This is a genomic window from Sanguibacter inulinus, assembly GCF_013415325.1.
Taxonomy (GTDB): domain Bacteria; phylum Actinomycetota; class Actinomycetes; order Actinomycetales; family Cellulomonadaceae; genus Sanguibacter; species Sanguibacter inulinus.
Genome location: NZ_JACBYE010000007.1, coordinates 1 through 23,581 on the forward strand (window position 1 = coordinate 1; position 23,581 = coordinate 23,581).

A 23,581-nucleotide genomic window follows, 5' to 3' on the forward strand; every position below is an offset into this window, starting at 1 on the left:
CAGCAGTCCCCGCCCCCGACGGCCCCGGGGCCTCCAGCCCCGACGCGCTCCAGGACGGCTCGGGCGCCGCCCGGCGTGCCCGGGGCGGACGCCGTCTCCTCGCCTACCTGCTGCGCAGCCGCAAGGCGCTCGCCGGGCTGGTCATCCTGCTCGTCTTCGTCGCGACGGCGCTCCTCGCACCCGTCGTCTTCCCCGGAGACCCGATGCACATCACCGCGACAGGGTCGCTGCCACCGAGCGCCGAGCACCTGCTCGGCACGACGGCCAAGGGACAGGACGTGCTCGCGCTCACGGCGTGGGGCGCACGCAGCTCGCTGCTCGTCGGCTTTGTCGCCGGTGCTGCCTCGACCCTCATCGGGGTCGTCGTCGGGCTGCTCGCCGCCTACGCGGGCCGGACGACCGACAGCCTGCTGTCGTTGCTCACCAACGTGTTCCTGCTCATCCCGAGCCTGCCGCTGCTCGTCATCCTCGCGGCCTTCCTGCCCTCGGGGATCGGGACCGTCGTCGTGGTGCTCATCATCACCGGGTGGGCAGGCTCGGCCCGCGTGCTGCGCTCGCAGGCGCTCTCGATCCGCGGCAAGGACTTCGTCGCGGCGGCCGTGGTCACCGGGGAGCGGCCGTCCCGCATCATGTTCCGCGAGATCCTGCCGAACATGGCCTCGATCGTCATGAGCGGTCTGCTCGCCTGCATCATCGGGGCGATCGGCGCGCAGGCCGGGATCGAGTTCCTCGGTCTCGGCGACGGCTCGACGGTGAGCTGGGGCACCAACCTCTACTGGGCCAGCAACGACGGAGCGCTGCTCTCGGGAGCCTGGTGGGTCTTCGTGCCCTCGGGAGCCTGCATCGCGCTCGTCGCCCTGGCGCTCGCCCTCGTCAACTACGCGGTCGACGAGATCACCAACCCCCGCCTGCGGACACCGGCCCGCCGCCGGTCGGCCACAGACCCCACGCCCGTGACGGCTGCAGCCACCGGGCCTGGGGCGGTCACCGAGACCGGCGCCGCCGGGAGCACGAAGGGAACCGCACGATGAGCAGCGCACCAGTCCTCGAGATCGAGGGCCTCTCGGTGACGTACCGCACGGCCGAGCGCACGGTCCGGGCCGTCGACAGGGTCGACGTGACCATCGGCGAAGGTGAGATCTTCGGCCTCGCCGGCGAGTCGGGCTGCGGCAAGTCCACGGTCGCCAACGCGATCATGCGGCTGCTCAAGCCCCCCGCAGAGATCGACGGCGGACGGGTGGTGTTCCGTGGCCGCGACGTCCTCGCGATGTCGGCCGAGGAGCTGCGCAGGTTCCGCTGGCGCGAGGTCGCCATGGTGTTCCAGAGCGCCATGAACTCCCTCAACCCCGTGATGACCGTCGGCGACCAGCTGGCCGACGTGTTCACCACCCACGAACGGAGCAGCAAGCGCGACGCCCTGCGGCGGGCGGGCGGTCTGCTCGAGATGGTCGGGATCGACCGGGGTCGGCTGAGGTCCTACCCGCACCAGCTCTCGGGCGGCATGCGGCAGCGGGTCGTGATCGCGATGGCCTGCGCGCTCACCCCCTCGCTGCTCATCCTCGACGAGCCGACCACAGCCCTCGACGTCGTGGTCCAGCAGGAGATCATGGCGCAGATCCGCGGTCTCCAGGAAGAGCTCGGCTTCGCCGTCCTGTTCATCACGCACGACATGTCGCTCATGATCGAGCTCTCCCAGCGCATCGGCGTCATGCACGGCGGGCGGATCGTGGAGCGCGCCCCGGCCGGCGAGATCTTCCGGGACCCGCTGCACCCGTACACCGACGCGCTGATGAACGCCTTCCCGCCGATCAGCGGACCTCGGGTCCCGCTGACGGGTCTCGCGGAGGGCGTCCGCTTCGACCACGTCCCGGACCTCCGCGAGGTGCGGCCCGGGCGCTGGGTCGCGCTCGACGCCGACAGCGGACCGACGCACCAGACCGAGGAGGCACTCCGATGAGCGCGACGACCGAGAAGACCACACCGACCGCGGAGTCCGCGCTGCGCGTCGAGGGGCTCAGCAAGACCTTCACCGTCGGGGGCATGCTCTCGCGCCGCAAGGTCCGAGCCCTCGACAGCGTCGACCTCGACATCGGCACGGGCGAGATCGTCGCGCTCGTCGGGGAGTCTGGCAGCGGCAAGAGCACCCTCGCCCGGTGCGTCGCCCGTCTCGAGGCCCCTGAGTCTGGGCGCATCGTGGTCGACGGCGAGGACGTGCTGCGGACCGAGCGACGACGCGCCTCGCGGGCCTACCGCGGGCGCGTGCAGATGGTGTTCCAGGACCCCTTCGGCTCGCTCAACCCCGTGCACCGCATCGAGTACGTCGTCACGCGCTCGGTCGAGCTGCACGGCTCGCCCGAGGCCCGGCGCGACCCCCGGGCCCGCGCGGCTGAGCTGCTCGAGACCGTCGGCCTGGACGCGAGCTACCTCGACAGGTTCCCGCACGAGCTCTCGGGCGGGCAGCGTCAACGGGTCTCGATCGCCCGCGCCCTCGGGGCCGAGCCACAGCTGATCCTCGCGGACGAGCCGACGTCGATGCTCGACGTCTCGGTGCGCATCGGGATCCTCAACCTGCTGGGCCGGCTGCGCGACGAGACCGGGGTGTCGATCCTCTACGTGACCCACGACCTCGCCTCGGCGCGGTACCTCGCAGACCGCACCGTGGTCATGTACCGCGGACGGGCGGTCGAGGGCGGAGAGTCGCTCGCGCTGCTCGGCGACCCCGTGCACCCCTACACGCAGCTGCTGCTCTCCGCCGTGCCAGACCCGGAGCGCAGCGGGTCCTACGACCCGGTGCGCCGCGCCGAGATGCGACGCGAGGTCGAGCGGTGGCTCGGCCCCGAGCACGCACCGCGCGCCGTCGTGCGACGTACCGTCGACGCGACGTCGCAGCACTGGGTGGCCGAGCCGGCCGACGGTCTGGCATGAGACCGCACGCACCTGCCGCCGCACCTGCGCCCCCAGCACCTCTAGCGCCTCCAGGGCTGCGGGCCTCAGCGCCCGCACCGCCCCTGCAGGCCGAGACCGGTCGCCACGACGAAGATCACCACGACACCACCTGGAGCCCCGAGCTGTCCGAGACCATCGCCCTGAGCGGCGCAGACCTCGTCACGCGTGCCGAGTCCGACAGGCACCGCCCCCGCTTCCACTTCACGTCGCCGGCAGGCTGGCTCAACGACGCCAATGGCGTGAGCCAGCGGGACGGCGTCTACCACCTCTTCTACCAGTACAACCCCGTCGAGGCGCGGCACCACCGCATCCACTGGGGGCACGCGACGAGCACCGACCTCGTCACGTGGGAGGACGCGCCCATCGCCCTCGAGCCGGGTGGCCCCGACGCGCCCGACTCCGACGGCTGCTGGTCCGGCGTGCTCGTCGACGACGACGGCGTGCCGACGATCGTCTACTCCGCACGTCGCGGCGAGAGCGAGTCCGCCGCGATCGCCGTCGGTTCCGCCGACCTGCGGACCTGGACCAAAGATCCCGCCAACCCCGTGATCGCCGGTCCGCCCGCGGACCTCGACACCGTCGCCTTCCGCGACCACTCGGTCTGGCGCGAAGACGGCCGCTGGCGACAGCTCATCGGCTCGGGGCTGCGGGGGCAGGGCGGGACCGCCCTGCTCTACGAGTCCGACGACCTGCGCAGCTGGCGCTACGTCGGCCCGCTGGTGGTCGGCGACGCTTCCGACCCAGCACCCGGGGCACCTGACTGGACGGGCACGATGTGGGAGTGCGTCGACCTCTTCGAGGTCCCGGCCGGTCGCGCCGAGCTCCCGCCGGAGCGGGGGCACGCGCTCGTCTTCTCCGCCTGGGACGAGGGAGTGACCCACCACCCGCTCTACCTCCTCGGCCGCTACGAGGGCGACACCTTCACCCCGGCGGCGCTGCGACGCCTCGACTACGGAGGCCGGTACTTCTACGCGCCGCAGTCCACCACGGACGACCACGGTCGCCGGGTGATGTTCGGGTGGCTCCAGGAGGGTCGCAGCGACGACGCGGCCGCCGCAGCCGGGTGGTCCGGTGTCATGTCCCTGCCGCGCGACGTCAGCGCGGGGGCGGACGGCGAGCTCGTCTCCGCGCCCGTCCGCGAGGTCGAGGCGCTCCGCCGAGACCACGTGGTCGTCGAGCCGCGCCCGGGGACGACAGTGCTCGACCCGACCCGGGTCGACGGGCGGCAGTGCGACCTCGTCCTCACGGTGACGCTCGCGCCCGGTGCGTGGGTCGAGCTTGCGGTGCTGGTCTCTGAGGAGTCGGGGGAGCAGACCGTCGTCCGCCTCGACAGGCCGCAGGATCCCGATCTCGACCTCGACCTGGTGCTCGACAGGTCGGCGGCGAGCGTCGACCCCGGGGTCGACGCCACCCCCCGCAGCGGACCGGTCCCGCACGAGGACGGTGCGGTGACCCTCCGGGTCCTCGTCGACCGCTCGGCGCTCGAGGTCTTCGCGAACGGTCGTGCCCTCACAGCCCGCTCGTACCCCGAAGACCCGGGCGCCGACGGCCTCGTCCTCCGGAGCAGCCCGGAAGCGCAGGTGAGCAGCATCGACGCCTGGAGCATGGCCGACATCTGGTCGGGACCGCGCGAGCTCCGCCCCCGCTGACGGGGGGCTCCGCACCCGTTGACTGGACGGCGGCGGTCGAGTCTGAGCAGCCGCCGTCCGCGGCGGGTCAGCCCTTGGAGCCCGTCGTGGCCACCCCGTCGACGAAGTACCGCTGGCCGAGGAAGAACAGCAGGATCATCGGGACCGTCGTGAGCACGCCGGCCGTCACGACGACCTCCCACTGAGACTCCCCGCCCGCGCCGAACTGGTCGACGAGGGCCTTGAGCCCGCGGGGGATGGTGAAGGTGTCTGAGTCCTGGAGGTAGATCAGCGGACGCATGAGGTCGGTCCACGACGCCTGCGCCTCGAAGAGGAAGGTGAGCACGATCGCCGGCTTGCACAGCGGCAGGGCGATCCGCCAGAACATGGTCCAGCTGCTCGCGCCGTCGAGCATCGCCGCCTCGAAGGGGTCGCGTGGCAGCCCGAGGAAGAACTGCCGCAGCAAGAAGATGTAGAAGGCGCTGCCGAAGAGGTTCCCGGCCCAGAGCGGCACGTTGGTCCCGACCAGACCGAGCTGGTTCCAGATGAGGAAGGTCGGGATGAGCGTCACCGCCCCGGGCAGCATCATCGTCGCGAGGACGAGCGTGAACAGAGGCCCGCGCCCGCGGAACCTGTAGAAGGCGAAGCCCCAGGCGACGAGGGCGCTGGTGAGCGTGACGGTGACCGCGGCGAGGGCTGTCACCACGAGGGTGTTGCCGAGCCACAGGGCGATCGGCGCCTCCTGCCACACCGTGAGGTAGTTCTCGACGGTGAAGGTCTTCGGGATCAGCCGGTTGTCGAAGACGTCGGACCGCGGCTTGAAGGAGGCACTGAGCAGCCACACCAACGGGTAGACGAACACGACCGTCAGCAGGACGAGGGTCGCGACCACGGCGGTGCGCAGCGCGATCCGTCCGGTGCGTCGGCGTGAGCGCTCGCGGGACCTCCCGGCCGGCGGGAGGACCGGAGCCTGGGGAGGAGGGCCGAGGACGGCGGCGCGGGTGCCCTGCCCCGGCTGCTCGTCGGCCCCGGACCTGTCGGCTACTGCTGGGGTGGTCATCGCTCTCCCTGGTAGTGGACGAGGCGCTTGGACACGACGAGCTGGACGGCGGTCACGGCCATGATGATGAGGAACAGCAGCCACGCCATCGCCGAGGCGTAGCCCATCTCGAGGAACTCGAAGCCCTGCTGGAACAGATAGATGACGTAGAACAGCGCTGCGTCGTTGGAGTACGAGGAGCTCCCCGCACCGAAGTACGCGGTGTACGCCTCGGTGAAGATCTGGAAGGCCCCGATGGTGTTGATGACCACGACGAAGAACAGCGCCCCGCTGATCATCGGGATCGTCACCGAGACGGTCCGGCGCCAGTACCCGGCCCCGTCCACGCGGGCGGCGTCGTAGAGCTCGGTCGGGACGTCGCGCAGCGCCGCGAGCAGGATGATGACCGAGGAGCCGACGCTCCACAGGCTGAGGAGCACGAGCCCTGGCTTGATCCACGCCGGGTCCGTGGTCCACGCCGGTCCGTCGATGCCGAACCAGCCGAGCACCTCGTTGACGATCCCGTACTGGCCGTTGAACAGGAGCAGGAGCAGCACGCCCGCCGCGACGGGCGGTGTCATCTTCGGCAGGAAGAACGCGGTCCTGAAGAACCCCGCCGAGCGGCCGGCCTCGTTGAGCAGCAGGGCGAGGGCGAGCGCGACGAGCACGTACGCGGGCACCTGCAGGGCCGTGTAGACGAGCGTGTTGCGCAGGGACAGGGCGATCTTGGGGTCGTCGAGCAGCCGCTGGTAGTTCTCGAGCCCGACCATCTGCGGGTCGTTGATGACGTCGTAGTCCGTGAAGGACAGGTACAGGCTGTAGATGATCGGCCAGGCTGTGAAGACGAGGAACCCGACGATCCACGGGCTGATGAACCACAGGGCGGTGCGTCGCTCGCGGCGCTCCCGGGTGGTGCTCGCCGGACGTCGCCGGCGGGAGGTCCCGCCGAGCGTCCGGAGGGTGCTGGGTGCGGTCATGTCAGCGCTCGTCCCAGGTGGCCCACGCGTCGTCGAGCGCAGCCTGCGCCTCGGTCTGCGCCTGCGCGAGTGCCTCGGCGGGTTCCTGCTGACCGTTGAGCACCCGGTTCACGGCGTCCTGCCACGCGGTCTTGAAGGCGTTGTCTGCGGGGTTGGCCGGCAGGCTGAAGGTGTGCTCGTTCGCCTCGTAGGTGGCCTCGATCGCCTCGGACCAGGGGGCCGGGGCGTCGGCGGGGACGAGCTCGTCACGGATCAGCTGGTCGGCCTCGGTGTTGCCTGTGAGCAGCCCTGTGAAGAGCGTGCCGCTCTCCGCCCTGGCGTCCGCGCGGGCCTGTGCGGCCTCGGTCCAGGCGTCGGTCTCGGTCATCAGGCGGGCGAAGGCGCACGCTGCCGCGGGGTTCTCGGCGTCTGTCGGCACGGCCCAGGCCGAACCGCCCGCGTAGGCGATCGGCTCGCCCTCGGCGTCCTTGACGGTGCTGAAGGTCAGGGGCGCGTCGGGCGACGACTCGTTGAGCACGTTCACGTACCAGTGCTCCATCGGCATCGCGCCGAGCGCCCCCGTCGCGAGCTGGTTGCCCGCCCCGAAGGCGTCCGCCGAGTCACGGTAGGACTTGACCCCGGAGAACCCGCCCTGCGCGTCGTACAGGTCGATGGCCCACTCGAGAGCCTCGAGGACCGCCGGGTCGTCGAGCTGCGCGGTGCGGCCGTCGGCCGAGATGAGGTCGGTGCCCAGCGCGTGGGACCACAGCGGCAAGAACTCGGGGAGCTTCGGGTCGACGCCGATCACGGAGAGCCTGCCCCCGTCCTGGCGGGTGAGCGCGTCGTTCGCGGCTGTCGCCGCGGCCCGGTCCGAGCCGTCGACGTCGTCGACCGTGATCCCCGCCGCCGAGAGCAGGTCCGCGTTGGCCATGACGACCTGGACCGTGTTGAACTCCGGGACCCCGTACAGGGACCCGGCGAAGGTCACCTGGTCGACGGCCGCCTGGTCGAAGGCGTCGACGTCGATCCCCTCGGCCTCCACGCACTGGTCGAGCGGCACGACGGCGCCCCGGGACGCGAAGGAGCCGATGAGGTCACGGCTCGCGTAGACGAGGTCGGGCGGGTTGCCCGACGCGACGGCCGAGAGGAAGGCCTGGATGTCGAGCGCCCCTTCGGAGAGCGAGAAGTCGACGTCGCCGAGCGCGGCGACGGCGCGGTCGTACCGGACCTGGCCGATCTCGTCGCCCGTGCCGAAGCCCATGATCGAGAGCTCGCCCTCGAGCGGGGCGTCGGGGCTGAACTCCGGTGTCTCGCCGTTCGAGCCTGTGCCCTGGGCGCAGCCGGCGAGGACGAGGGAGAACGCGAGGGCGGCTGTGCCGACGCGGGTGGGGTGAGCCATGAGGTGTGCTCCTTGGGGCGCGGGCGCGAGGCCCTGAGCAGGGGAGATGGCACCTGGGGGCGGCCGCGCAGCCGCAGGCCACCCGGCGCACCACGGGTGCACGAGCGGCGATCTGCTTCACCTGAGCACAGTGTGGCACCAGCGGGTGAAGTGCTCCACCGGAACGGGGCTGCATCCACAGGAGTGCCCCGAGGAAGAGGCCCCGCTGGGATACCCTCCTGAGGTGAGCGCGTCCTGCGACCCACGGTGCGCTGCGCCAGGTCGCGGCGCACAGACCGGGCCGGCAGGCGCTGTGGAGGCACCAGTGGACGATGTGAGCATCCTCGCCGAGCTCGCGACGCACATGTCGCAGGTCCCGCCCTCTGACTCCCTGCCGGTGAGGCTGTGCCGCGCCGCGGTGATGATGCTCTCGGCCGACGGCGGGTCGATCGTCCTCACGCCCGACTCCATGCCTGCCTTCCCGCTCGCTGCGAGCAACACCGTGGCTCGCCGGATCGAGTCGGTCCAGGAGATCTTCGACGCAGGTCCCACCCGCAGCGCTCGCGAGACGGCGAACCTCGCCGAGGTCAGCGTCGTCACGGCCTCGGCCACCCCGTCCCTGGTGATGGACGAGCTCCGACATGCCGCCGGAGACGTGACCATCTCGGCGTACCCGATGCGGGTGGCCGGCGAGGTCCTCGGGGTCCTGGCCGTGTACACCTCGCGCCGCCGGGCGCTCAGCAGGCCGCCCGAGGACGCCCAGACCCTCGCCGACATCGTCGGGGCGGCGCTCCTGCAGTCGATGGACGCAGACCCGACCGACCTCGTGGCCTGGCCTGCCAGGGCGCGGGTCCACCAGGCGACGGGGATGGTGGTCGCGCAGCTCCGGGTGTCGCCGGAGGACGCGCTCACCCTCATCAGGGCCAGGGCCTACGCTCAGGGGACCACGATCGAGGCGGTCTCCGACGACCTGGTCTCACGACGGCTCAACTTTGCCTCTGACGACGACAGCACAGGAAGAGAGCGATCATGAGTGCACCGACATCGGCAGGGGTGCTCGCCGAGATGACGGCGCTCCTGGTCCAGGACCGTGAGATCACCGACGTGGTCTCCAGGCTCACGCAGGAGTGCCTGCGCGTGCTGCCGGTCGACGCTGCAGCGATCTTGGTCAGCGAGCAGTCGACAGGGCTGCAGCTGCTCACGGCGACGTCGCACACGGCGACCCAGCTCGAGATCTACCAGGCCATGCACGAGAGCGGACCGTGCGTCGACACCATCGAGCTGGGCACGGCAGTGACGGCGGTCGGTGAAGACGAGATCGTCGGACGGTGGCCCGAGGTCGGGGCGGCCGTGGTCGCGGCGGGCTTCAGGTCCGTGCACGCCATCCCGCTCGCCTGGCGGGGGGACGCGATCGGCGGTCTCAACCTCTTCGGCCGCGGGCAGGACCCGTGGAGCGAGGAAGACCTCTCCGTCGCCCACAGCCTCGCCGACCTCGCGACGGTCGCGATCGCCCGGCCGGGCCTGGGGGAGACGAGCGCGATCCACGCGAGGATCCGCGAGGCTCTCGAGGTCAGGGTGCGTATCGAGCAGGCGAAGGGCGTCCTCGCGCAGACCGAGCACCTCGACATGGACGCCGCCTACGACGCCCTCGTCGAGCGGGCCGCGACGCGCTCTCTCGGCGAGGTCGCGGACGCCGTGCTCCGTGAGGCGCAGCGGCGGGACTGAGGACCCGGACGGCGGTCTCTTGGAAGGGGTGCTGCGGGGACGGTATCGTGGGCAGACTCGCGCTGGTCCGACGGACGTCCCGTCCCGGCGCAGGCCTCCGGTGGCCCAGGCACGTGCACCGGGACGGCCAGCCAGAGAGGATCCCGATGAGCACCCAGGACCAGAGAGTCTCCGACGCGACGAGCCTCGACGCGACGAGCCTCGACGACACCTTCGACCGAGCCACCTCTGGCGACGTGGATCTCCCGGACCGGGTGGCCGCCGCCGCGAGGTTGCTCGCGGTCGAGCCGAGCGTCCAGGAGACGCTCGACGGGATCGTCGAGCTCGCCGTGAGCATGGTCCCCGGGTGCGCCGCAGCGGGGATCTCGCTCATCACCCGGCGCGAGATCACCACGGCCGCCGCGACCGACCAGGCGGTCCGCCTCGGAGACGAGATGCAGTACGAGCTCGACGAGGGCCCTTGCCTCGACGCCGTGCGGTCGGAAGAGGTCGTGCGGACCGACGACGTCGTCGCCGACTCACGCTGGCCTCGCTGGGGACCAGCCGTCTCCGAGCGTCTCGGGGTGCGGAGCATGCTCTGCCTCCAGCTCTACACGACCGAGACCAAGCACGGCGCGCTCAACCTCTACGCCACGGAGCCAGGTGCCTTCAGCGCCGCCGACCAGGCGCTCGCGGGGACCTTCGCCGCTGTCGCCGCGGCAGCTCTCCAGGCGGCCCAGACCGAAGAACAGCTCGAGTCGGCCGTCGCGAGCCGCACGCTCATCGGCCAGGCTCAGGGCGTGATCATGGAGCGTTACGGGCTCTCCGCGCCCAACGCCTTCTCGGTGCTCAGCCGGATCTCTCAGGACTCCAACACCAAGCTCGCCGACGTCGCGCAGCAGATCGTCGCGACGCGCCGCATCCCGGGCATCGACACGTCCTCGAGCGCCCCCGGCGGCTCCGCACCAGAGAAGAGCTGACGGCGCCGCCTCCGGGTGGGAGCTCGTCAGATCGCCGGTTCTGGCGTGCCGGACGTCGCCTGCCGGGAGTAGTCCTCGTGGACGACGTCGTGGTCGTCCAGGCCTGCGACGAGCGAACGGGTCAGCTCGATCCAGTCCTCGAGGCTGATGGCGGTCACCAGGGCCAGGAGGTCGGGCAGCGCCCCCGGGGCGATGTCCTCACGGACGAGGGGGCGCAAGGACCCCTCGCAGCTCCACGAGGCGATGAGGCTGCCCGGGCGGGTCTTGCTCCTGACGAGGGCCGGCCGGATCGAGCTGTGGACCAGGTCGTGACGGATCGCGGGCATGGTGTGGGCGTGGTCCCAGGTGAGCCAGGCGCGCCTGAACGACTGCTTGACGCTGTCCCAGTCTGCGGTGATCTCGGTGATGCCGAGGGCGCGGCAACCGACGGCGAGACCCTGCTGGAGGGCGTTCTGCTGGGTGGACTCGTTCATGGCGACAGGCATGACGGCGGACCTCCGGTGAGGGTGGTGTCCGAGCCGCCTGCTAGACCCGTGCTCTGACGCTACACGCCCGCGCGCGCGGGCGCACCGCGAGCGGCCCGGCCGTGCTGGACGGTGTCTGTGCTGCTCAGAGCGCCACAGACCACCGGGACACGGTCAGACGTCGGGGTCGCCCGCGGGCGTCGCGAGCTCCCGCCTGGGGTCGACCCGGGCGAGGTGCTTGCGTACGTCGTCGAGCAGCGGGACCGAGGGGGTCGTGAGGAACCCGGAGACGAGGTGGTCGGCGACCTCGCGCAGCGGGGTGTTGGAGTCGTTGGAGAACCGTCGCAGCACCGCGAAGGCCTCGTCGCCCGAGACCCCGAGCGCGGCCATGACGATGCCCTTGGCCTGCTCGATCGTCGACCGGCTCAACGACGAGGCGAGGATCGACGCCGTCGCCTCGCGCTGGACGGCCTCGCGGTAGCTGTCGGTGAGGTCGACGAAGTAGCCCTCGAGCGTCGTCGTACCGTGGCCGCCCTCGTCGGTGCCGCCCTCGCGCCGCCCGCTCCCGACGATGCCCAGCACGCGGTTCGAGCCACGGGCGTCGAGCATCCTGTAGACGCAGCTGAAGGGAGTGGGGCCCGCTGCGGCCTCGCGCAGCAGTCCCACAAGGTGCGCTGAGTCCTCGGGGTGCTTGTGCGAGACGATGAGATCGGTCGACGGGACGACGTCGCCCGGGTCGAAGCCGTGCATGAGGTAGACCTCGTCCGACCACGTCCACCGCTCGGCGGGGAGCTCGAGCCGGAACGTGCCGGCAAGCTGACGGTCGGTCTCTGGGGCCGCTGGGACCGCTGGGACCTCGACGGGACCCTCGGTGCTGGGGGGTGCGTCCGGCGACTCGCGCCTGCTGGTCGGACGGGCGTGCATGACAGTGCTCCTCAGACTTCTCACTCTGACGGCCACTGCCCGACCGGTGACCAATCATAGACGAGGACGAGGGCTGCGACGCCACGACCTGGGGGTCTGGTCATGGGGTCGAGCGCGGCACGCTCGGGCGTGGCACGACCGGGCAGCACGACCGAGCATGGTCAGGAGGTCGTGCGCGCGCGTGCCGTCGCGATCCGGACGGCAGACGCCATGCCGCCGTCACCGAAGGTCACCGGGCCGACCTCTGCGGACGGGTCGGCGACCACGAGGTCTTCCCACGCGGCGAGCCGCGCCGTCGAGATCGCCTCGAGCCCGAGGAGCACTGCCTCGAGGTGCGCGGCGAAGGTGTCCCGGTGGTTCGCGACCACCTGGGCGTAGCGGGCGACGCGTGCCTCCATGCTGCGCACGTTCGCGGAGGTCGGGTGGGTGCGGTAGCGCAGCAGCGGCTCGCGGACGACCTCGACCCGGGTGCCGGGTCGGCGCAGCAGCCTGAGGTAGAAGTCCCAGTCTTCGAAGCCCTGGGTCATCGTCTCGTCGTACCCGCCGGCCCGCTGCCAGTCCTCGCGGCGGAGCAGGAGGGAGGCCGGCGCGGCGTTCCTGGGCAGGAAGGCCTCGACGGAGCCGCCTGCAGGCTCGACGACCCCTGCGGCGACCCCGAACATCGAGAGCCAGGACGAGGCGGCGACGACGTCGTGGTCCTGGACCAGCGCGGCGAGGGTCGACGCGACGAAGGTGGGCTCCCACAGGTCGTCTCCGTCGAGCACGGCGACGACCTCGGTGCTCAGCGCTGCGATCCCGGCGTTGCGGGCGGCTGACACGCCGGAGTTCGCCTGGCGCAGGACCCTGACTGTCGGCGAGCCGTGCGTCTGCGCGCCGAGATCGTCGAGGGCGGCGACGCTGTCGGGGTCGGTCGACCCGTCGTCGACGACCACGACCTCGCTGACCGGGTGGGTCTGGGCGAGGATCGAGCCGACAGCCTCGCAGATCTGCCGTCCCTGGTCGAAGGCTGTGACGACGACCCCGACGGAAGGTCCTGCCGCGCCGCTCCGGGGGGCGTCGTGGGAAAGCCGTTCGTCACGGAGGAGAGGGGCGGCGCGGTCGAGGCGGGCGCCGCCGTGGTGGGACTCGCGGTCGTGCTCCGGGGTGCTCACGCGGGTGCCGTCCGGGTCAGGCGCTGGCGGAGTGCCCGGACCCGGGCTCGTCGTGCCCGGGGCACCTGTCAGCCTGCGCGACGTGCTCCATGACCTCGTCGACGTGGAGGCCGCACCCGGCCCAGGTGGTCTTGCCGCAGCGTGCGCACGTCACCGGCTGACACATGAGGGTCCTCGTCCTTCGTGATGGGGTGTGGGCTGCGAGAGGTGAGCCCTCACCAGTGTGCCTGAGTCGGACAGAGCTCGTGGACGCTGCGCTCGTCAGGGCGGTCCTCGTCGCGGCGTCGGCCGGCGACGCTAGACCAGGTCGCGCCTGACGACCAGCAGGCAGGCGTCGTCGCGGCGCAGACCGGCCTCCACGCATCGCTCGAGCACGAGGTCGGCGAGAGCCTCGACGCCGAGGGACGCACCCTCGGTGAGGGCGTCGGCGAGCCGCCGCGCGCTCGTGGCCGGGTCTTCGCCGCGGCGCTCGACGAGTCCGTCGGTGTGCAGCAAGAGGGTCTGCCCTGGCTCGAGGACCACCTCGGCAGGGTTGTAGGTCGCGTCGGGCAGGGCGCCCAGCATGGGGCCGCGGGCGTCGCGGAGGGTGCGGACGGTCCCGTCAGGGCTGAGGACCAAGGGGTAGGGGTGACCGGCGCGCGCGTACCTGACCAGGCCGTCCTCGATCGAGACGCTCACGACGGCCGCAGTGGCCATCGCCTCACGAGTAGCACCGAGCAGCCTGTCCAGGTGGGCGAGCGCGTGGTCGGGGGAGTGCCCCTCGTGGACGTAGGCGCGCAGCGCCGAGCTGGCGCGAGCCATCGCACCGATCGCCTCCACACCGTGCCCGACGACGTCACCGATGCTCGCCACGAGCTGACCGTGAGCCGTGCGGGTCACGTCGTACCAGTCTCCGCCGAGACCGACCTCGGAGTCGGCCGGCAGGTGCCGGATCGTCACCGTGTACCCGGCGGCCGAGGGCAGGACCGTCGGCTGGAGCGTGTCCTGCATCTCGTGGAGGGCGCGGCTGAGCCTGAGCGTCGTGGCGGCGAGCTCGTCCTGGAGCGCACGCAGGCGGCTGACGTCGCGGGCGATGGCCGCGACCCCGAGGACGGGCCCGTCGCCTGTGCGGACCGGGAAGAACGACTCGAGCCAGGTGTGCACCACCCCGGGCTCGGCGGGGGTGGACCCGACGATCTCGGCGTCCCGGATGGGCTCGCCACCCGCGAGGACCGAGCGCAGGAGCGGTTCGGCGCCCTCGCGGAGGTCGGGCAGGAGCTCGAAGACGTGCGCGCCGTCGTGCTCGGCGACCGTGAAGCCGTTCATCGCGGCGAGCTCGCGGTTGACCCGGACGAAGCGCAGGTCTGTGCCGATGAAGGCGAAGCCGACGGGGGCGTCCTCGAGGAGGGTCGAGACGATCGCGGCCTCGGACCAGGCGAGGTGCTTGAGGCGTTCGTCGCCCGACAGGTCGACGACGACGGCGACCCACCGGAGCGGGCCGCGGCCTGTCGCGACGAGGACGGCGAGCGTCGGGACGCCGACGCCGTCGGGGCGCAAGAGCTCTTTGACGACGACGGTGCTGCCGTCCTGGCGCAGGTGCTCGAAGGCCGCGGCGTCGCGCTCGGCGTCGGCCGGACGGCCCGCGTCCATCCAGGAGAGCCCTGCGGCGAGGTCGTCCCGGGTGCGACCGAAGATGCGGAGCATCTCGTCGTTGGCCTCGAGGACCTTGTCGACGGACCCCGTCGCGACACCGACGGTCGACGAGCCGAACAGCGCGACCATCTGCTCGGCGCGCGCCTCGAGACTCTGGGCCCCCGGGAAGTTCTCCACACCGGAAGAGTGGCACATCCCGCGGCCTGGGCCGCGCAGGCATGCTGGGGACGAGCCGAAGACGACGCGGGTTCCTGCGCCCTGGGGCCCAGGAACCCGCGTGCCAGAGGTCTCCGGGGGTGCGTGCGGGGAGGCTCCCGGCTACGCCTCGGCCTGCTCGAGCGCGGCCTCGGCGCGCTCTTCGCTGCCCTCGGCGAGGCCTCGGTCGATCGACCTGCGGTAGGCCACCCAGAGCACGACGCCCAGCACGAGGACCATCCCCTCCGACACCGTCAGCGACCAGATGATCCCCGGCAGCCCGAACCACAGGTTGCCGAGCAGGACGACAGGGATGAACAGCACGCCCTGCGACGTCGACATGACGATCGCCGGGACGGCCCGCCCGGTCGCCTGGAACAGCGAGGTGAGCAGCCCCGTGAAGCCGTTGACGATCATCGCGACCACCTGGGCCGTGAGGACCGTGACGCCGATCGCGAGGACCGCCCTGTCGGCGGTGAAGGCGGAGACGAGCTGCTCGCGCAGCAGGAGGGCCACCGTCGCGGCGACGAGCACGAGCCCGCCGACGGTCAGCGCGGAGACGCGCACGGCCTTCCTGAGGCGCTCGCGGTCGCCCTTGCCGTAGGCATAGGCGAAGAGCGGCAGGACGCCGAGGGTCACGCCCATCACCAGGAACTCCGGGACCTGCGCGATGCGCACGGCGACACCCATCGCAGCGAGGGCGTCGTCACCGTAGGCCGAGGCGAGGTTGTTGAGGACCAGTGCCGTGACCACGAGGAAGGACGCCTGGAACAGCTCGCTGACCCCGACGCCGAAGACCGGCCGCAGCACTGCGGGGGAGAGCGTGAACCAGCGCGGTGCCAGGCTGGTGTGCTCGCTGTGCCTGTGCAGCCAGAGGCCGAGGTACCCGACGAGCCCGAGGTTGGACAGGCCCGTCGCGAGCGCCGCACCGCCGACCCCGAGGTCGAGAACGAGGATGAAGAGGACGTCGAGCACGACGTTGAGGACCGTCGACAGGATCAGCCCTGTCATCACCTGGCGTGCTGCGCCCTCGGCTCTGACGAGCTGTTCGAGGCAGAAGGCCGCCGTGAGGACCGGCACGAAGGCGAGCATCACCCCGACGAAGGCCCGCGTCGCCGGGGCGGCCGTCGCGTCAGCGCCGAGCAGCGTGACGAGCGGGTCGAGGAGCAGCAGGCCGAGACCTCCGACCACCGCCCCGGTCAGGACAGCTCCCCAGACGGCGAAGGACGAGACGTGCTTGATCTGCTGCGCGCTCGCCGGGTCGTGCTCTGCGGCTCCGAGCAGCCGCGAGACGAGAGCCCCGCCGCCGACGCCGAAGACGCCGCCGACAGCCATGACGAGGGCGAGGACAGGGGCGCCGAGCGTCACGGCGGCGAGGAGGGCGCTGTCGTGCAGGGAGCCGATGAACCCGGCGTTGACGACGTTGTAGACGGCGCTGACGATCATCGCCGCCGCCATGGGGATGCACAGGTGCACGAGTGCACGCAGGACCGGTGCTGTCGAGAGGTACCAGCGGTTGCTGGTGGGGGTGTCGGTGCTCATGAGAGGCCTCTTCCTGGGCAGGCTCGAGCGCACGCCGACGAGCGCCGGCGCGGCGACGATGCATGTGGGGTCGGTGAGTCGGCGGCTCGCCCTCCCGAGGGATCAGGGCGCGCCGGAGAGAGGGTCGACCACGTCCGTCAGGACGGTCGCCCTAGGAGAGCCGCGGGGTCAGTCGCGCGTGGGGCGCGGCAGCTCGGCAGTGATCTTGGTCAGCAGGGTGTGCAGGGTCGTGCGTTCGTCCTCGTCGAGCGGCGCCAAGATCTTCTCGTCGGCCGCGAGCAGGGCCTCGTCGAAACCAGCGATGAGATCTTCACCGGCTGGGGTGACGTAGACGCGCTTGCGACGCTCGTCGCCGTCTTCCGAGCGGCGCTCGACCAGACCGCGGCGCTCGAGACCCTGGAGCAGGCTCGACACGCTCGCCGCGCTCGTGCGGCTGACCGCGGCGATGTCCCGCTGGATGGCCCCGGGGGACCGTGCGAGATGACCGAGCACGAACCCCTGCGGATGGCTGAGGTCGCGCTCGCGGATCCATTCTTCAGCCGCCTTGCGCTGCGCCAGGCCGATCCAGCGGATCAGCTCGAGGCTCCGGTCGAAGCGGTTCTCGTCGGGGTCCATGCTCATGAAAATAGTAGTTAGAGATCTAACTGTCAACCCTCGAACTATTCTTGGTGGGCTGCTGCCCGGTCAGACAGCCGGAAGGCCGAGGGAGGGCAGCGCGAGCGCGCTCGAACCCCGGTCGTAGGTCTCCATGCGCTCGGCCGACCACGTCTCCCCGGGGAGCATGGTCTCCGGGTCGCGCCAGGCTCGGTACACGAGCGCGCTCGGACCGCTGATGCCGTAGGCGTGGCGCAGCGCCTTGACGCAGCGCTCGGCGAGGGCCGTGAGGTCGGCGCCCGCGGCTGGCTGCTCGAGCTCCCACGTCCAGCTCGGCTGCGCAGGTCCGGGCGGGGCCCAGTCCGCGGCGTGCAGGGCGTCCTCGTCGGCGTCGGCGACCACGTCGGTCCCGGGGGCCTCGGCGTGCAGCAGGCTGGGTCCGCCGGCGACCTGGACGTACCGTCTGGGGTCCGCCGCCGACATGACGACGAGGTAGGTGCGGTCGGAGACGTCACGGAAGGTCTCGGCAAGAGCGTGGGTGAAGGCTCCCCAGCTGGGCGGCGGCGTGGTCCGCGCTGATCGCGGAGCCTCCTGCACCCACGGGGCGGGCAGCGGGGTCCTGGTGGTCGTGATGCTCAGGCCGGGGTCGTCGACCGCGACGGTCCGCACGTACTCCTGGATCTCCCGACGCTCGAAGCCGAAGGGGATGAACCCGTCCTCGAGGGCACGGCGGTCGCGGGTCGAGAGCTGGACGAGTCTGGCGTTCCCGGGGTCGACGCGGACGACCAGCCCGTGGAAGACCCCCGTGTGGGCGAGGGTGAAGCACTCGAGCTGCTCGCCCGGTGCGACAGCCCGGACGTAGCGGTCGTGCCGACGGGTGAAGCCGTCCTCGGGGCGGTCTGTGTGCAGCACCCATCCGTCCCTCTGGCGCACGAGCCTGTACTCGGCGCTCCCGCGCTGTGCGTACAGACCGTTCTTCCGGAACGCCGAGGGGCTCAGGCCGCGGGCGGGACCGTCCGGGCGTGCTCCTGGAGCAGCTGCAGACCGGTCGCCGCCGCGGGGTGGGAGGACCTCTTCGGGGTGGTCGGCCCACGGTACGGGCAGCGGTCTGCGCACGCTCGTCACGCGCAGACCCGGGTCCCCGGCTCGGACGGTCGTGCGCCAGTCCGTGCCACCGCGTCGGAGCTCGTGAGCCGTGAAGCCCTGCTCGGTCGCCGACCTGTCGGTCGAGACCAGCACGAGGTCGCCGTCGGGGCGCGGCAGCACGGCGACCTCGAAACCCCTGTACGTCCCGGTGTGCCTGAAGCCGAAGCACTCGACCTGGTCGTCTACCGCGATCATCCGGACGAGCACGTCGCCGTCTGCTGTGAAGCCCGCAGCCGGGTGGTCCGACCTGAAGGCCCAGCCGCCCTTGTGGAACCGCAGCGGATAGAGGACGCCCTCGAAGATCCCGTGCAGGCCAGAGGGTGGGACGGGTCCTGACGTCTCCTGCTCCATGCCGCCCCCGTCGCTGCTCGTCGCTGCTCGTCGCCGCTCGTCAGGCCGATGATAGCCAGGCTCTGCGCCACCGTCCCTTGGTCACCGCCCCTGGAGACAGGGAGTCGAGGGCACCCCGTCGGCTCGACGGTCCCGGCGGCTACACGCGGGCGTCGAAGCGGCGGCGGTACCCGGTCGGGGTGCTGCCGAAGGCGCTCGCGAAGTTCTGCCGGAGCGTGACAGCGCTGCCGAACCCGCACGCCGCGGCGACCCGCTCGACCGCGAGGTCCGTCGTCTCGAGGAGCCTGCGGGCCTCGTCGAGACGCCGCGAGCGGACCCAGGCCGCCGGGGCCGTGCCCGTCGAGGCGCGGAAGACCCGCACGAAAGAGCGCCGGCTCATGTGGGCGACCGCGGCGAGGTTGTCGACGCTCAGGTCGTCGTCGAGGTGCTCGAGCGCCCACTCGCAGGCTGCCGCGACAGGGTCTGGCGCCGCGCGCGGTGCGACGGGCCGTTCGATGTACTGGGACTGCCCGCCCTCGCGGTGCGGGGCGACGACGAGGGACCGCGCGACGGTGTTGGCTGCAGCCGCGCCCAGGCGTGTGCGCACGAGATGGAGGCAGGCGTCGAGCCCGGAGGCCGTCCCGGCCGAGGTGAGGACGTCGCCGTGGTCGACGTAGAGCGCCGCGGCGTCGACAGCGATGCCCGGGTGCCGGGCGGCCAGCTGGTCGACGGCGTGCCAGTGCGTGACGGCGCTGCGGCCGTCCAGGAGACCGGAGTCGGCGACGACCATCGACCCGAGGCACAGACCGACGACTGTGGCTCCGCGGGCATGGGCCTGGGTGAGCAGCCGCAGGAGCACCGGGCTGGGGGAGCGGCCGTCGGCGAGCCAGGAGGGGACGACGACCACGTCGGCCGCGCTCGCGGCGCGCATGCCCTCGATGCCGGACACCGTGTAGCCCTCGGCGGTGCGCACGCGGCCGGCGCGCTCGGAGAACAGCACGGTCGACCAGTCGCCGAGGCCCTGCCGGGTGACCTCGTCGAAGACCATCTGGGGGACTGCGAGGTGAAACATCGTGATGTCGTCGAAGGCGTAGACGGCGAAGCGCACAGGAGGTCTCCGATCGTGGCCTGATCTCATCGGAAGTCAGCATACGGGCCAGTGGTAGGTGAGGGTCCGCAGCGGCAGGATCGAGAGGTGCCGAGGCTCGTCGCCGCCGGCACCCCGACCGGACCACCAGTCCTCAGCCCCACCAGCACCCAGGAGACACCATGAGCACCCCTCGTCGCGCACTCGTCCTCGTCGACGTCCAGCAGGACTACTTCGACGGCCCCCTCGAGATCCAGTTCCCCCCGCGCGAGGACTCCCTCGCCCGGATCGCCCAGGCGGTCGACGCCGCGACTGCCGCAGGCATCCCGGTGGTCGCCGTCCAGCACGTCGCGGGTGAGGGTGCGCCGGTCTTCGACCCGACCACCCCGGGGTACCAGATCCACCCGGAGATCGAGCGGCGCCGGACCCCGGCGTGGACGTCCGTCACGAAGCAGTACGGCACGGTCTACGCCGGGACCGGCCTCGTCGACTGGCTGCGCGAGCACGACGTCCACACCGTGACCTTCGCCGGGTACATGACCAACAACTGCATCCTCGCCTCGGTCGCCGAGACCGAGACGCACGGCCTCGCCGCCGAGGTGCTCTCGGACGCGACGGGCGCGATCCACATCGCGAACTCGGTCGGGTCGGTCTCGGCCGAGACCGTGCACACGACGCTCATGGCGATCTTCCAGTCCAACCTCGCGGCCGTCGCCTCGACCGACGTGTGGGCGGCTGCGGTCACGGACGGCACCGTGCTGGAGAAGGACAACCTCGTCGCCTCGGCGATGCTCGGAGCGCAGCACGCGGGCTGAGACCCGCAGGGGCTGCCGAGCCGACGAGAGCGGGGTCCTGGGCCGACGGTCCAGGACCCCGCTCTCGTGCGTCGCGCCTCGGCGCTCGCGGCTCACACGCCGATGTCACCCAGCCACTGGGCGACGGTCCGCGGCGTGATCCCGAGCCGGCGCTGCGCGCTGGTCTCCTCGTCGACGAGCTCGTGGGGCTGTGTCGCGCGCCACCTGTAGGAGTCGACGACCGACGACGCGGCAGGACCGAAGAGGGGCGTGATGAGCTGCTCGAAGGCGTCGGGGGTGATGGCCTCGAAGCGGACGGGGCGTCCGAGGTGCTCGGCGAAGCCCTCGGCCAGGTCCGACCCGAGCAGGCCGGGCAGTGCGCCGACACCGACGGTCCCGGTGATCGCCCGGTCCTCCAGAAGGCGCAGCACGACGTCGGCGACGTCGAGGTGGGAGCTCCACGACACCGCGTAGTCCTCCCGGACCGGGTAGCCGAGCACGCCGTCCTGCTGGACCGGGCCCATGACGACGGGCAGCAGCAGGTTCTCGAGGTACAGCCTGGGCTGGACGACGGCGCTCGACACCCCCGAGGCGGTCAGGCGCTCGGCCAGGATGCTCACGGCGCTGGCGGGGTCGTCGAGGGTGTACCCGCTCGTCGACAGGACGACGCGGCCCGGGCGGGCGGCGTCGACGGCGTCGGCGATGGTGCGGGCGTAGGCGACCTGCTGGTCGGGGGAGCCGATCGGCAGGTGGACGAAGACGCCCTCTGCCCCGGTGTAGGCCTCGACGAGCGAGGCCGTGTCGGAGAGGTCGACGGCGACGGCTGTGCCGGGTCCCGCGTAGGTGCTCGGGGTGCGGACTGCGGCGGTCACGTGGTGACCGGCAGCGGAGAGGAGGGAGGCGACGGGGGTTCCCTGGGCGCCTGTGGCGCCGTGGACGATGTAGGTCATGGGAGCCATTAGTGCATACGATGCATCGGTTACGTCAACTGCACCGAGGGACTACGATCGGCCTCGTGAGAGATGTCGACGAAGCCCCTGAGTGCGGGGTCGCCCGGTTCCTCGTCCTGCTCGACGGTCCCTGGGCGACGCTCATCGTGCGCGAGCTGCTGCACGGGCCGCTCAGGTTCACCCAGATCAGAGACCGCCTCCCCGGGATCAGCGCGCACACCCTTACCAACCGGCTCCGGCAGTTCGAGCGCAACGGGCTGGTGACCCGCACGGCATACGCCGAGATCCCGCCGCGGGTCGTCTACGAGCTCACCGAGGTGGGCGGACAGCTCCGGACGGTCCTCGACGCGATGAACAGCTGGGCGCTCTCCGTCCCTCCTGTCTCGTCGAGCGTCCCCGAAGATCGAGCGTCCCCTAGGATCTAGGTCATGCAGACGACCGGGGAGCAGGTGCTAGCCGTGCCCGCCCGTGCCGTCTCGCGTCCGGCTCGCCTCGGCCGCGGCGCGCTCGCCGCAGCCTTCTCGACCTTCGTCGCCCTGGCTTCCCACGTGCTGGCGGGCGGTGCGATGCCCGGTCTGCTCGGCGTCCTCGTCCCGCTGGTCTTCGCGACCTCGGCCTCGATCGCCCTCGCCGGCCTGCGACGCTCGTGGTTGCGCCTGTCGGTCTCCGTCGCGCTGAGCCAGCTGCTGTTCCACACGCTCTTCGTCGTGGGTGCCGCGAGCAGCGTGACCGTCGCCGTCGTGGGCGGGGCCGGCCCGCACGCCGGGCACGGTGTCGATCCCGTCGTCCTGACCGTCGGGTCCGCGGCCAGCTCTGCGACCCACGCGGGCCACGCTGGTCATGGCGGTCTCTGGATGATGCTCGCGCACGCCGCTGCTGCCGCCCTGACCGTCGTGACCCTCCGCCGTGGTGAGGTCGTCCTCGCCCGGCTCACCGGGCTGGCGGACCGCCTCGTCTCCTTCCTCCTCCTGCCCGTCGTCAGGCTCTTCGTGCTGCCCGCCCACCCGCGGGCTGCGCTGTCGGGCGACGAGGGCGTCTGGGTCCCGGCGCCGCTCTCCGTGGTGCGGTCGTGCGTCGTCAGGCGCGGTCCGCCGGCGCACGCGCTGGCCTGAGACCCCCTGTCAGCACCCGTTCGTCACCTCGACGGCGCGGGGTGTGCTGACTCCTGACGTCTCCGCGCCTGCCTGACGGACTCTTCGTCTCTCACGACTCCCTGCCTGCCACGGGCGGCCCGCACTGTGCTGGCCACGGTCGACGGTGGTGCCGCTCGCCGCACGGCGGTGACCGCGGCGCGTCTCGCACCGAGGCGACTGCCGTGCGCCTCGGTGCGTGGTGGTGCTGCTCGCTGCCCTCCGGGCGACGGGCCTGGTCGTCGTGCTCGACGGGGTGCCCGCTGGTGCTCGCGGACCTTCGACGAAGGTCGTAACCCCCATGACTGCACGCTCACTCCGTGCTGCCTCGCGCACGGCCGGGACAGGAGCGCTCCTCGCGCTCTTCGTCGCGGTCGCTGCGCAGCCGGCAGCCGCGCACGACCAGCTGCTCGACAGCTCTCCCGGTGTGGGAGAGCACCTCGACGTCGCCCCGACCGAGGTGACGCTGAGGTTCTCCGACGAGATCCTCGCCATCGGCCCTGCGGTGATCGTCGCCGACGACGCCGGGACCACCTGGACCGTCGGCGACCCTGTGCTCGACGGCCCCGACGTGGTCACCGAGCTCGCCGACGACGTCCCTGACGGGTCGTACGAGGTCCGGTGGCGGGTGGTGTCCTCCGACGGGCACCCCATCACCGGGGTCATCCCCTTCTCTGTGGGAGACACCGCTCCGACCTCGGGCTCCGAGACGGGGTCGGCCCCTCCGGCGGGACCGTCCGACAGCTCGGCTGCGGACCCGGCTGCCGGCTCGGCTGCGGACCCGGCAGCCGGCTCGGCTGGCGACCAGCCCGAGGCCGCCGTCTCGGCCGCGGACCCGGCGGCCGGTCCGGCCTGGGTGCGGCCTGTCGTCGTCGGCGTCCTGGGTGCTCTGGCCGCGTCGCTCGTCTTCTGGGTGGCCGTGCGCCCCTCGCGCCGCCGCGCCACCCCGCCCGACGACGCGTCGCTCTGACGCCTCCGTCCGGCTCACTCTCATCGAACTGAAGGAACTCC

General features: G+C 71.8%; 24 protein-coding genes. 11 read left to right on the forward strand and 13 right to left on the reverse strand.

The features are described 5' to 3' along the window. From HZZ10_RS04280 to HZZ10_RS04295, 4 genes are all read left to right on the forward strand, one after another. The coding region (locus tag HZZ10_RS04280) for an ABC transporter permease (protein ID WP_228087055.1) at nt 1–1,031 on the forward strand (1,031 nt) is incomplete at its 5' end. After that, the gene (locus HZZ10_RS04285; RefSeq protein ID WP_056131221.1) at nt 1,028–1,957 is read left to right on the forward strand and encodes an ABC transporter ATP-binding protein; all 930 of its coding nucleotides are present in this window, start codon (nt 1,028–1,030) and stop codon (nt 1,955–1,957) included. The genes HZZ10_RS04280 and HZZ10_RS04285, both read left to right, overlap by 4 nt. Further along, entirely contained in the window at nt 1,954–2,925 is a 972-nt protein-coding gene (locus HZZ10_RS04290; protein WP_179912547.1) for an ABC transporter ATP-binding protein, read from the forward strand. Before HZZ10_RS04285 ends, HZZ10_RS04290 begins: the two co-directional genes overlap by 4 nt. After that, a complete protein-coding gene (locus HZZ10_RS04295) occupies nt 2,922–4,595 on the forward strand; it encodes a glycoside hydrolase family 32 protein (protein WP_179912548.1) in 1,674 nt (557 codons plus the stop codon). The genes HZZ10_RS04290 and HZZ10_RS04295 overlap by 4 nt, the downstream gene beginning before the upstream one ends. Nucleotides 4,596–4,662: 67 nt before the next feature. Here HZZ10_RS04295 and HZZ10_RS04300 read toward each other — a convergent pair whose 3' ends face one another. Genes HZZ10_RS04300 through HZZ10_RS04310 form a run of 3 tightly spaced genes read right to left on the reverse strand, consistent with a single transcriptional unit; the run spans nt 4,663 to nt 7,968 of the window. Further along, nucleotides 4,663–5,634, reverse strand: a complete 972-nt coding sequence (locus HZZ10_RS04300; RefSeq protein ID WP_179912549.1) for a carbohydrate ABC transporter permease — start codon at nt 5,632–5,634, stop codon at nt 4,663–4,665. Further along, a complete protein-coding gene (locus HZZ10_RS04305) occupies nt 5,631–6,590 on the reverse strand; it encodes a carbohydrate ABC transporter permease (protein WP_179912550.1) in 960 nt (319 codons plus the stop codon). The genes HZZ10_RS04300 and HZZ10_RS04305 overlap by 4 nt, the downstream gene beginning before the upstream one ends. Before the next feature lies 1 nt (nt 6,591). After that, nucleotides 6,592–7,968, reverse strand: a complete 1,377-nt coding sequence (locus tag HZZ10_RS04310) for an ABC transporter substrate-binding protein (protein WP_179912551.1) — start codon at nt 7,966–7,968, stop codon at nt 6,592–6,594. Nucleotides 7,969–8,272: 304 nt separating this feature from the next. Between HZZ10_RS04310 and HZZ10_RS20005 the strand changes: the two genes are divergently transcribed. From HZZ10_RS20005 to HZZ10_RS04325, 3 genes are all read left to right on the forward strand, one after another. Beyond that, nucleotides 8,273–8,980, forward strand: a complete 708-nt coding sequence (locus HZZ10_RS20005; protein ID WP_179912552.1) for an ANTAR domain-containing protein — start codon at nt 8,273–8,275, stop codon at nt 8,978–8,980. Continuing rightward, nucleotides 8,977–9,672 carry a GAF and ANTAR domain-containing protein gene (locus tag HZZ10_RS04320; RefSeq protein ID WP_056131227.1) on the forward strand — a complete coding sequence of 232 codons (696 nt, stop codon included), beginning with the start codon at nt 8,977–8,979 and terminating at the stop codon, nt 9,670–9,672. The genes HZZ10_RS20005 and HZZ10_RS04320 overlap by 4 nt, the downstream gene beginning before the upstream one ends. 146 nt (nt 9,673–9,818) lie before the next feature. After that, nucleotides 9,819–10,631 (forward strand): GAF and ANTAR domain-containing protein, encoded by an 813-nt coding sequence (locus HZZ10_RS04325; protein ID WP_179912553.1) that lies wholly within the window; start codon nt 9,819–9,821, stop codon nt 10,629–10,631. Between the two features lie 26 nt (nt 10,632–10,657). Here HZZ10_RS04325 and HZZ10_RS04330 read toward each other — a convergent pair whose 3' ends face one another. The 9 genes from HZZ10_RS04330 to HZZ10_RS04365 form a co-directional block, all read right to left on the reverse strand. Beyond that, complete coding sequence (locus HZZ10_RS04330; protein WP_179912554.1) at nt 10,658–11,116, reverse strand: hypothetical protein; 459 nt, start codon at nt 11,114–11,116, stop codon at nt 10,658–10,660. A 153-nt stretch (nt 11,117–11,269) separates the two neighbouring features. Beyond that, nucleotides 11,270–12,019, reverse strand: coding sequence for a PAS and ANTAR domain-containing protein (locus HZZ10_RS04335; RefSeq protein WP_056131234.1), 750 nt, complete (start codon nt 12,017–12,019; stop codon nt 11,270–11,272). Between the two features lie 161 nt (nt 12,020–12,180). Then, the gene (locus tag HZZ10_RS04340) at nt 12,181–13,170 is read right to left on the reverse strand and encodes a glycosyltransferase family A protein (protein ID WP_179912555.1); all 990 of its coding nucleotides are present in this window, start codon (nt 13,168–13,170) and stop codon (nt 12,181–12,183) included. A 16-nt stretch (nt 13,171–13,186) separates the two neighbouring features. Then, complete coding sequence (locus tag HZZ10_RS19130) at nt 13,187–13,336, reverse strand: DUF8730 family Cys-rich protein (protein ID WP_506344873.1); 150 nt, start codon at nt 13,334–13,336, stop codon at nt 13,187–13,189. A gap of 131 nt (nt 13,337–13,467) precedes the next feature. Further along, on the reverse strand, nt 13,468–14,979 hold the full coding sequence (locus tag HZZ10_RS04345) for a SpoIIE family protein phosphatase (RefSeq protein ID WP_179912556.1): 1,512 nt from the start codon (nt 14,977–14,979) through the stop codon (nt 13,468–13,470). A gap of 141 nt (nt 14,980–15,120) precedes the next feature. Continuing rightward, on the reverse strand, nt 15,121–16,539 hold the full coding sequence (locus tag HZZ10_RS04350; RefSeq protein ID WP_179912557.1) for an MATE family efflux transporter: 1,419 nt from the start codon (nt 16,537–16,539) through the stop codon (nt 15,121–15,123). Nucleotides 16,540–16,707: 168 nt separating this feature from the next. Next, nucleotides 16,708–17,154 (reverse strand): MarR family winged helix-turn-helix transcriptional regulator, encoded by a 447-nt coding sequence (locus tag HZZ10_RS04355; protein WP_056131242.1) that lies wholly within the window; start codon nt 17,152–17,154, stop codon nt 16,708–16,710. A 69-nt stretch (nt 17,155–17,223) separates the two neighbouring features. Further along, nucleotides 17,224–18,630, reverse strand: coding sequence for a TY-Chap domain-containing protein (locus HZZ10_RS04360; RefSeq protein WP_179912558.1), 1,407 nt, complete (start codon nt 18,628–18,630; stop codon nt 17,224–17,226). 139 nt (nt 18,631–18,769) lie between these two features. After that, nucleotides 18,770–19,717: a GlxA family transcriptional regulator gene (locus HZZ10_RS04365; RefSeq protein WP_179912559.1), complete on the reverse strand. Its 948-nt coding sequence runs from the start codon at nt 19,715–19,717 to the stop codon at nt 18,770–18,772. 161 nt (nt 19,718–19,878) lie between these two features. Between HZZ10_RS04365 and HZZ10_RS04370 the strand changes: the two genes are divergently transcribed. After that, complete coding sequence (locus tag HZZ10_RS04370) at nt 19,879–20,511, forward strand: isochorismatase family protein (RefSeq protein ID WP_056131251.1); 633 nt, start codon at nt 19,879–19,881, stop codon at nt 20,509–20,511. A 92-nt stretch (nt 20,512–20,603) separates the two neighbouring features. On the opposite strand, the gene HZZ10_RS04375 is transcribed toward HZZ10_RS04370, so the two are convergent. Then, complete coding sequence (locus tag HZZ10_RS04375) at nt 20,604–21,440, reverse strand: SDR family oxidoreductase (protein WP_179912560.1); 837 nt, start codon at nt 21,438–21,440, stop codon at nt 20,604–20,606. Between the two features lie 65 nt (nt 21,441–21,505). Between HZZ10_RS04375 and HZZ10_RS04380 the strand changes: the two genes are divergently transcribed. From HZZ10_RS04380 to HZZ10_RS04390, 3 genes are all read left to right on the forward strand, one after another. Continuing rightward, a complete protein-coding gene (locus HZZ10_RS04380; RefSeq protein WP_235533873.1) occupies nt 21,506–21,865 on the forward strand; it encodes a winged helix-turn-helix transcriptional regulator in 360 nt (119 codons plus the stop codon). 3 nt (nt 21,866–21,868) lie between these two features. Continuing rightward, nucleotides 21,869–22,552 (forward strand): hypothetical protein, encoded by a 684-nt coding sequence (locus HZZ10_RS04385; RefSeq protein ID WP_179912561.1) that lies wholly within the window; start codon nt 21,869–21,871, stop codon nt 22,550–22,552. A 319-nt stretch (nt 22,553–22,871) separates the two neighbouring features. Beyond that, complete coding sequence (locus HZZ10_RS04390) at nt 22,872–23,540, forward strand: copper resistance CopC family protein (protein ID WP_179912562.1); 669 nt, start codon at nt 22,872–22,874, stop codon at nt 23,538–23,540. Nucleotides 23,541–23,581: the final 41 nt, after the last annotated feature.

Excerpts from the sequence above, each read along its gene's own strand:
- HZZ10_RS04285 (WP_056131221.1), top strand. The coding sequence starts at position 1,028 with ATGAGCAGCGCACCAGTCCTCGAGATCGAGGGCCTCTCGGTGACGTAC.
- HZZ10_RS04290 (WP_179912547.1), top strand. The coding sequence starts at position 1,954 with ATGAGCGCGACGACCGAGAAGACCACACCGACCGCGGAGTCCGCGCTG.
- HZZ10_RS04295 (WP_179912548.1), top strand. The coding sequence starts at position 2,922 with ATGAGACCGCACGCACCTGCCGCCGCACCTGCGCCCCCAGCACCTCTA.
- HZZ10_RS04300 (WP_179912549.1), bottom strand. The coding sequence starts at position 5,634 with ATGACCACCCCAGCAGTAGCCGACAGGTCCGGGGCCGACGAGCAGCCG.
- HZZ10_RS04305 (WP_179912550.1), bottom strand. The coding sequence starts at position 6,590 with ATGACCGCACCCAGCACCCTCCGGACGCTCGGCGGGACCTCCCGCCGG.
- HZZ10_RS04310 (WP_179912551.1), bottom strand. The coding sequence starts at position 7,968 with ATGGCTCACCCCACCCGCGTCGGCACAGCCGCCCTCGCGTTCTCCCTC.
- HZZ10_RS04320 (WP_056131227.1), top strand. The coding sequence starts at position 8,977 with ATGAGTGCACCGACATCGGCAGGGGTGCTCGCCGAGATGACGGCGCTC.
- HZZ10_RS04325 (WP_179912553.1), top strand. The coding sequence starts at position 9,819 with ATGAGCACCCAGGACCAGAGAGTCTCCGACGCGACGAGCCTCGACGCG.
- HZZ10_RS04330 (WP_179912554.1), bottom strand. The coding sequence starts at position 11,116 with ATGCCTGTCGCCATGAACGAGTCCACCCAGCAGAACGCCCTCCAGCAG.
- HZZ10_RS04335 (WP_056131234.1), bottom strand. The coding sequence starts at position 12,019 with ATGCACGCCCGTCCGACCAGCAGGCGCGAGTCGCCGGACGCACCCCCC.
- HZZ10_RS19130 (WP_506344873.1), bottom strand. The coding sequence starts at position 13,336 with ATGTGTCAGCCGGTGACGTGCGCACGCTGCGGCAAGACCACCTGGGCC.
- HZZ10_RS04350 (WP_179912557.1), bottom strand. The coding sequence starts at position 16,539 with ATGAGCACCGACACCCCCACCAGCAACCGCTGGTACCTCTCGACAGCA.
- HZZ10_RS04355 (WP_056131242.1), bottom strand. The coding sequence starts at position 17,154 with ATGGACCCCGACGAGAACCGCTTCGACCGGAGCCTCGAGCTGATCCGC.
- HZZ10_RS04360 (WP_179912558.1), bottom strand. The coding sequence starts at position 18,630 with ATGGAGCAGGAGACGTCAGGACCCGTCCCACCCTCTGGCCTGCACGGG.
- HZZ10_RS04370 (WP_056131251.1), top strand. The coding sequence starts at position 19,879 with ATGAGCACCCCTCGTCGCGCACTCGTCCTCGTCGACGTCCAGCAGGAC.
- HZZ10_RS04375 (WP_179912560.1), bottom strand. The coding sequence starts at position 21,440 with ATGACCTACATCGTCCACGGCGCCACAGGCGCCCAGGGAACCCCCGTC.
- HZZ10_RS04385 (WP_179912561.1), top strand. The coding sequence starts at position 21,869 with ATGCAGACGACCGGGGAGCAGGTGCTAGCCGTGCCCGCCCGTGCCGTC.
- HZZ10_RS04390 (WP_179912562.1), top strand. The coding sequence starts at position 22,872 with ATGACTGCACGCTCACTCCGTGCTGCCTCGCGCACGGCCGGGACAGGA.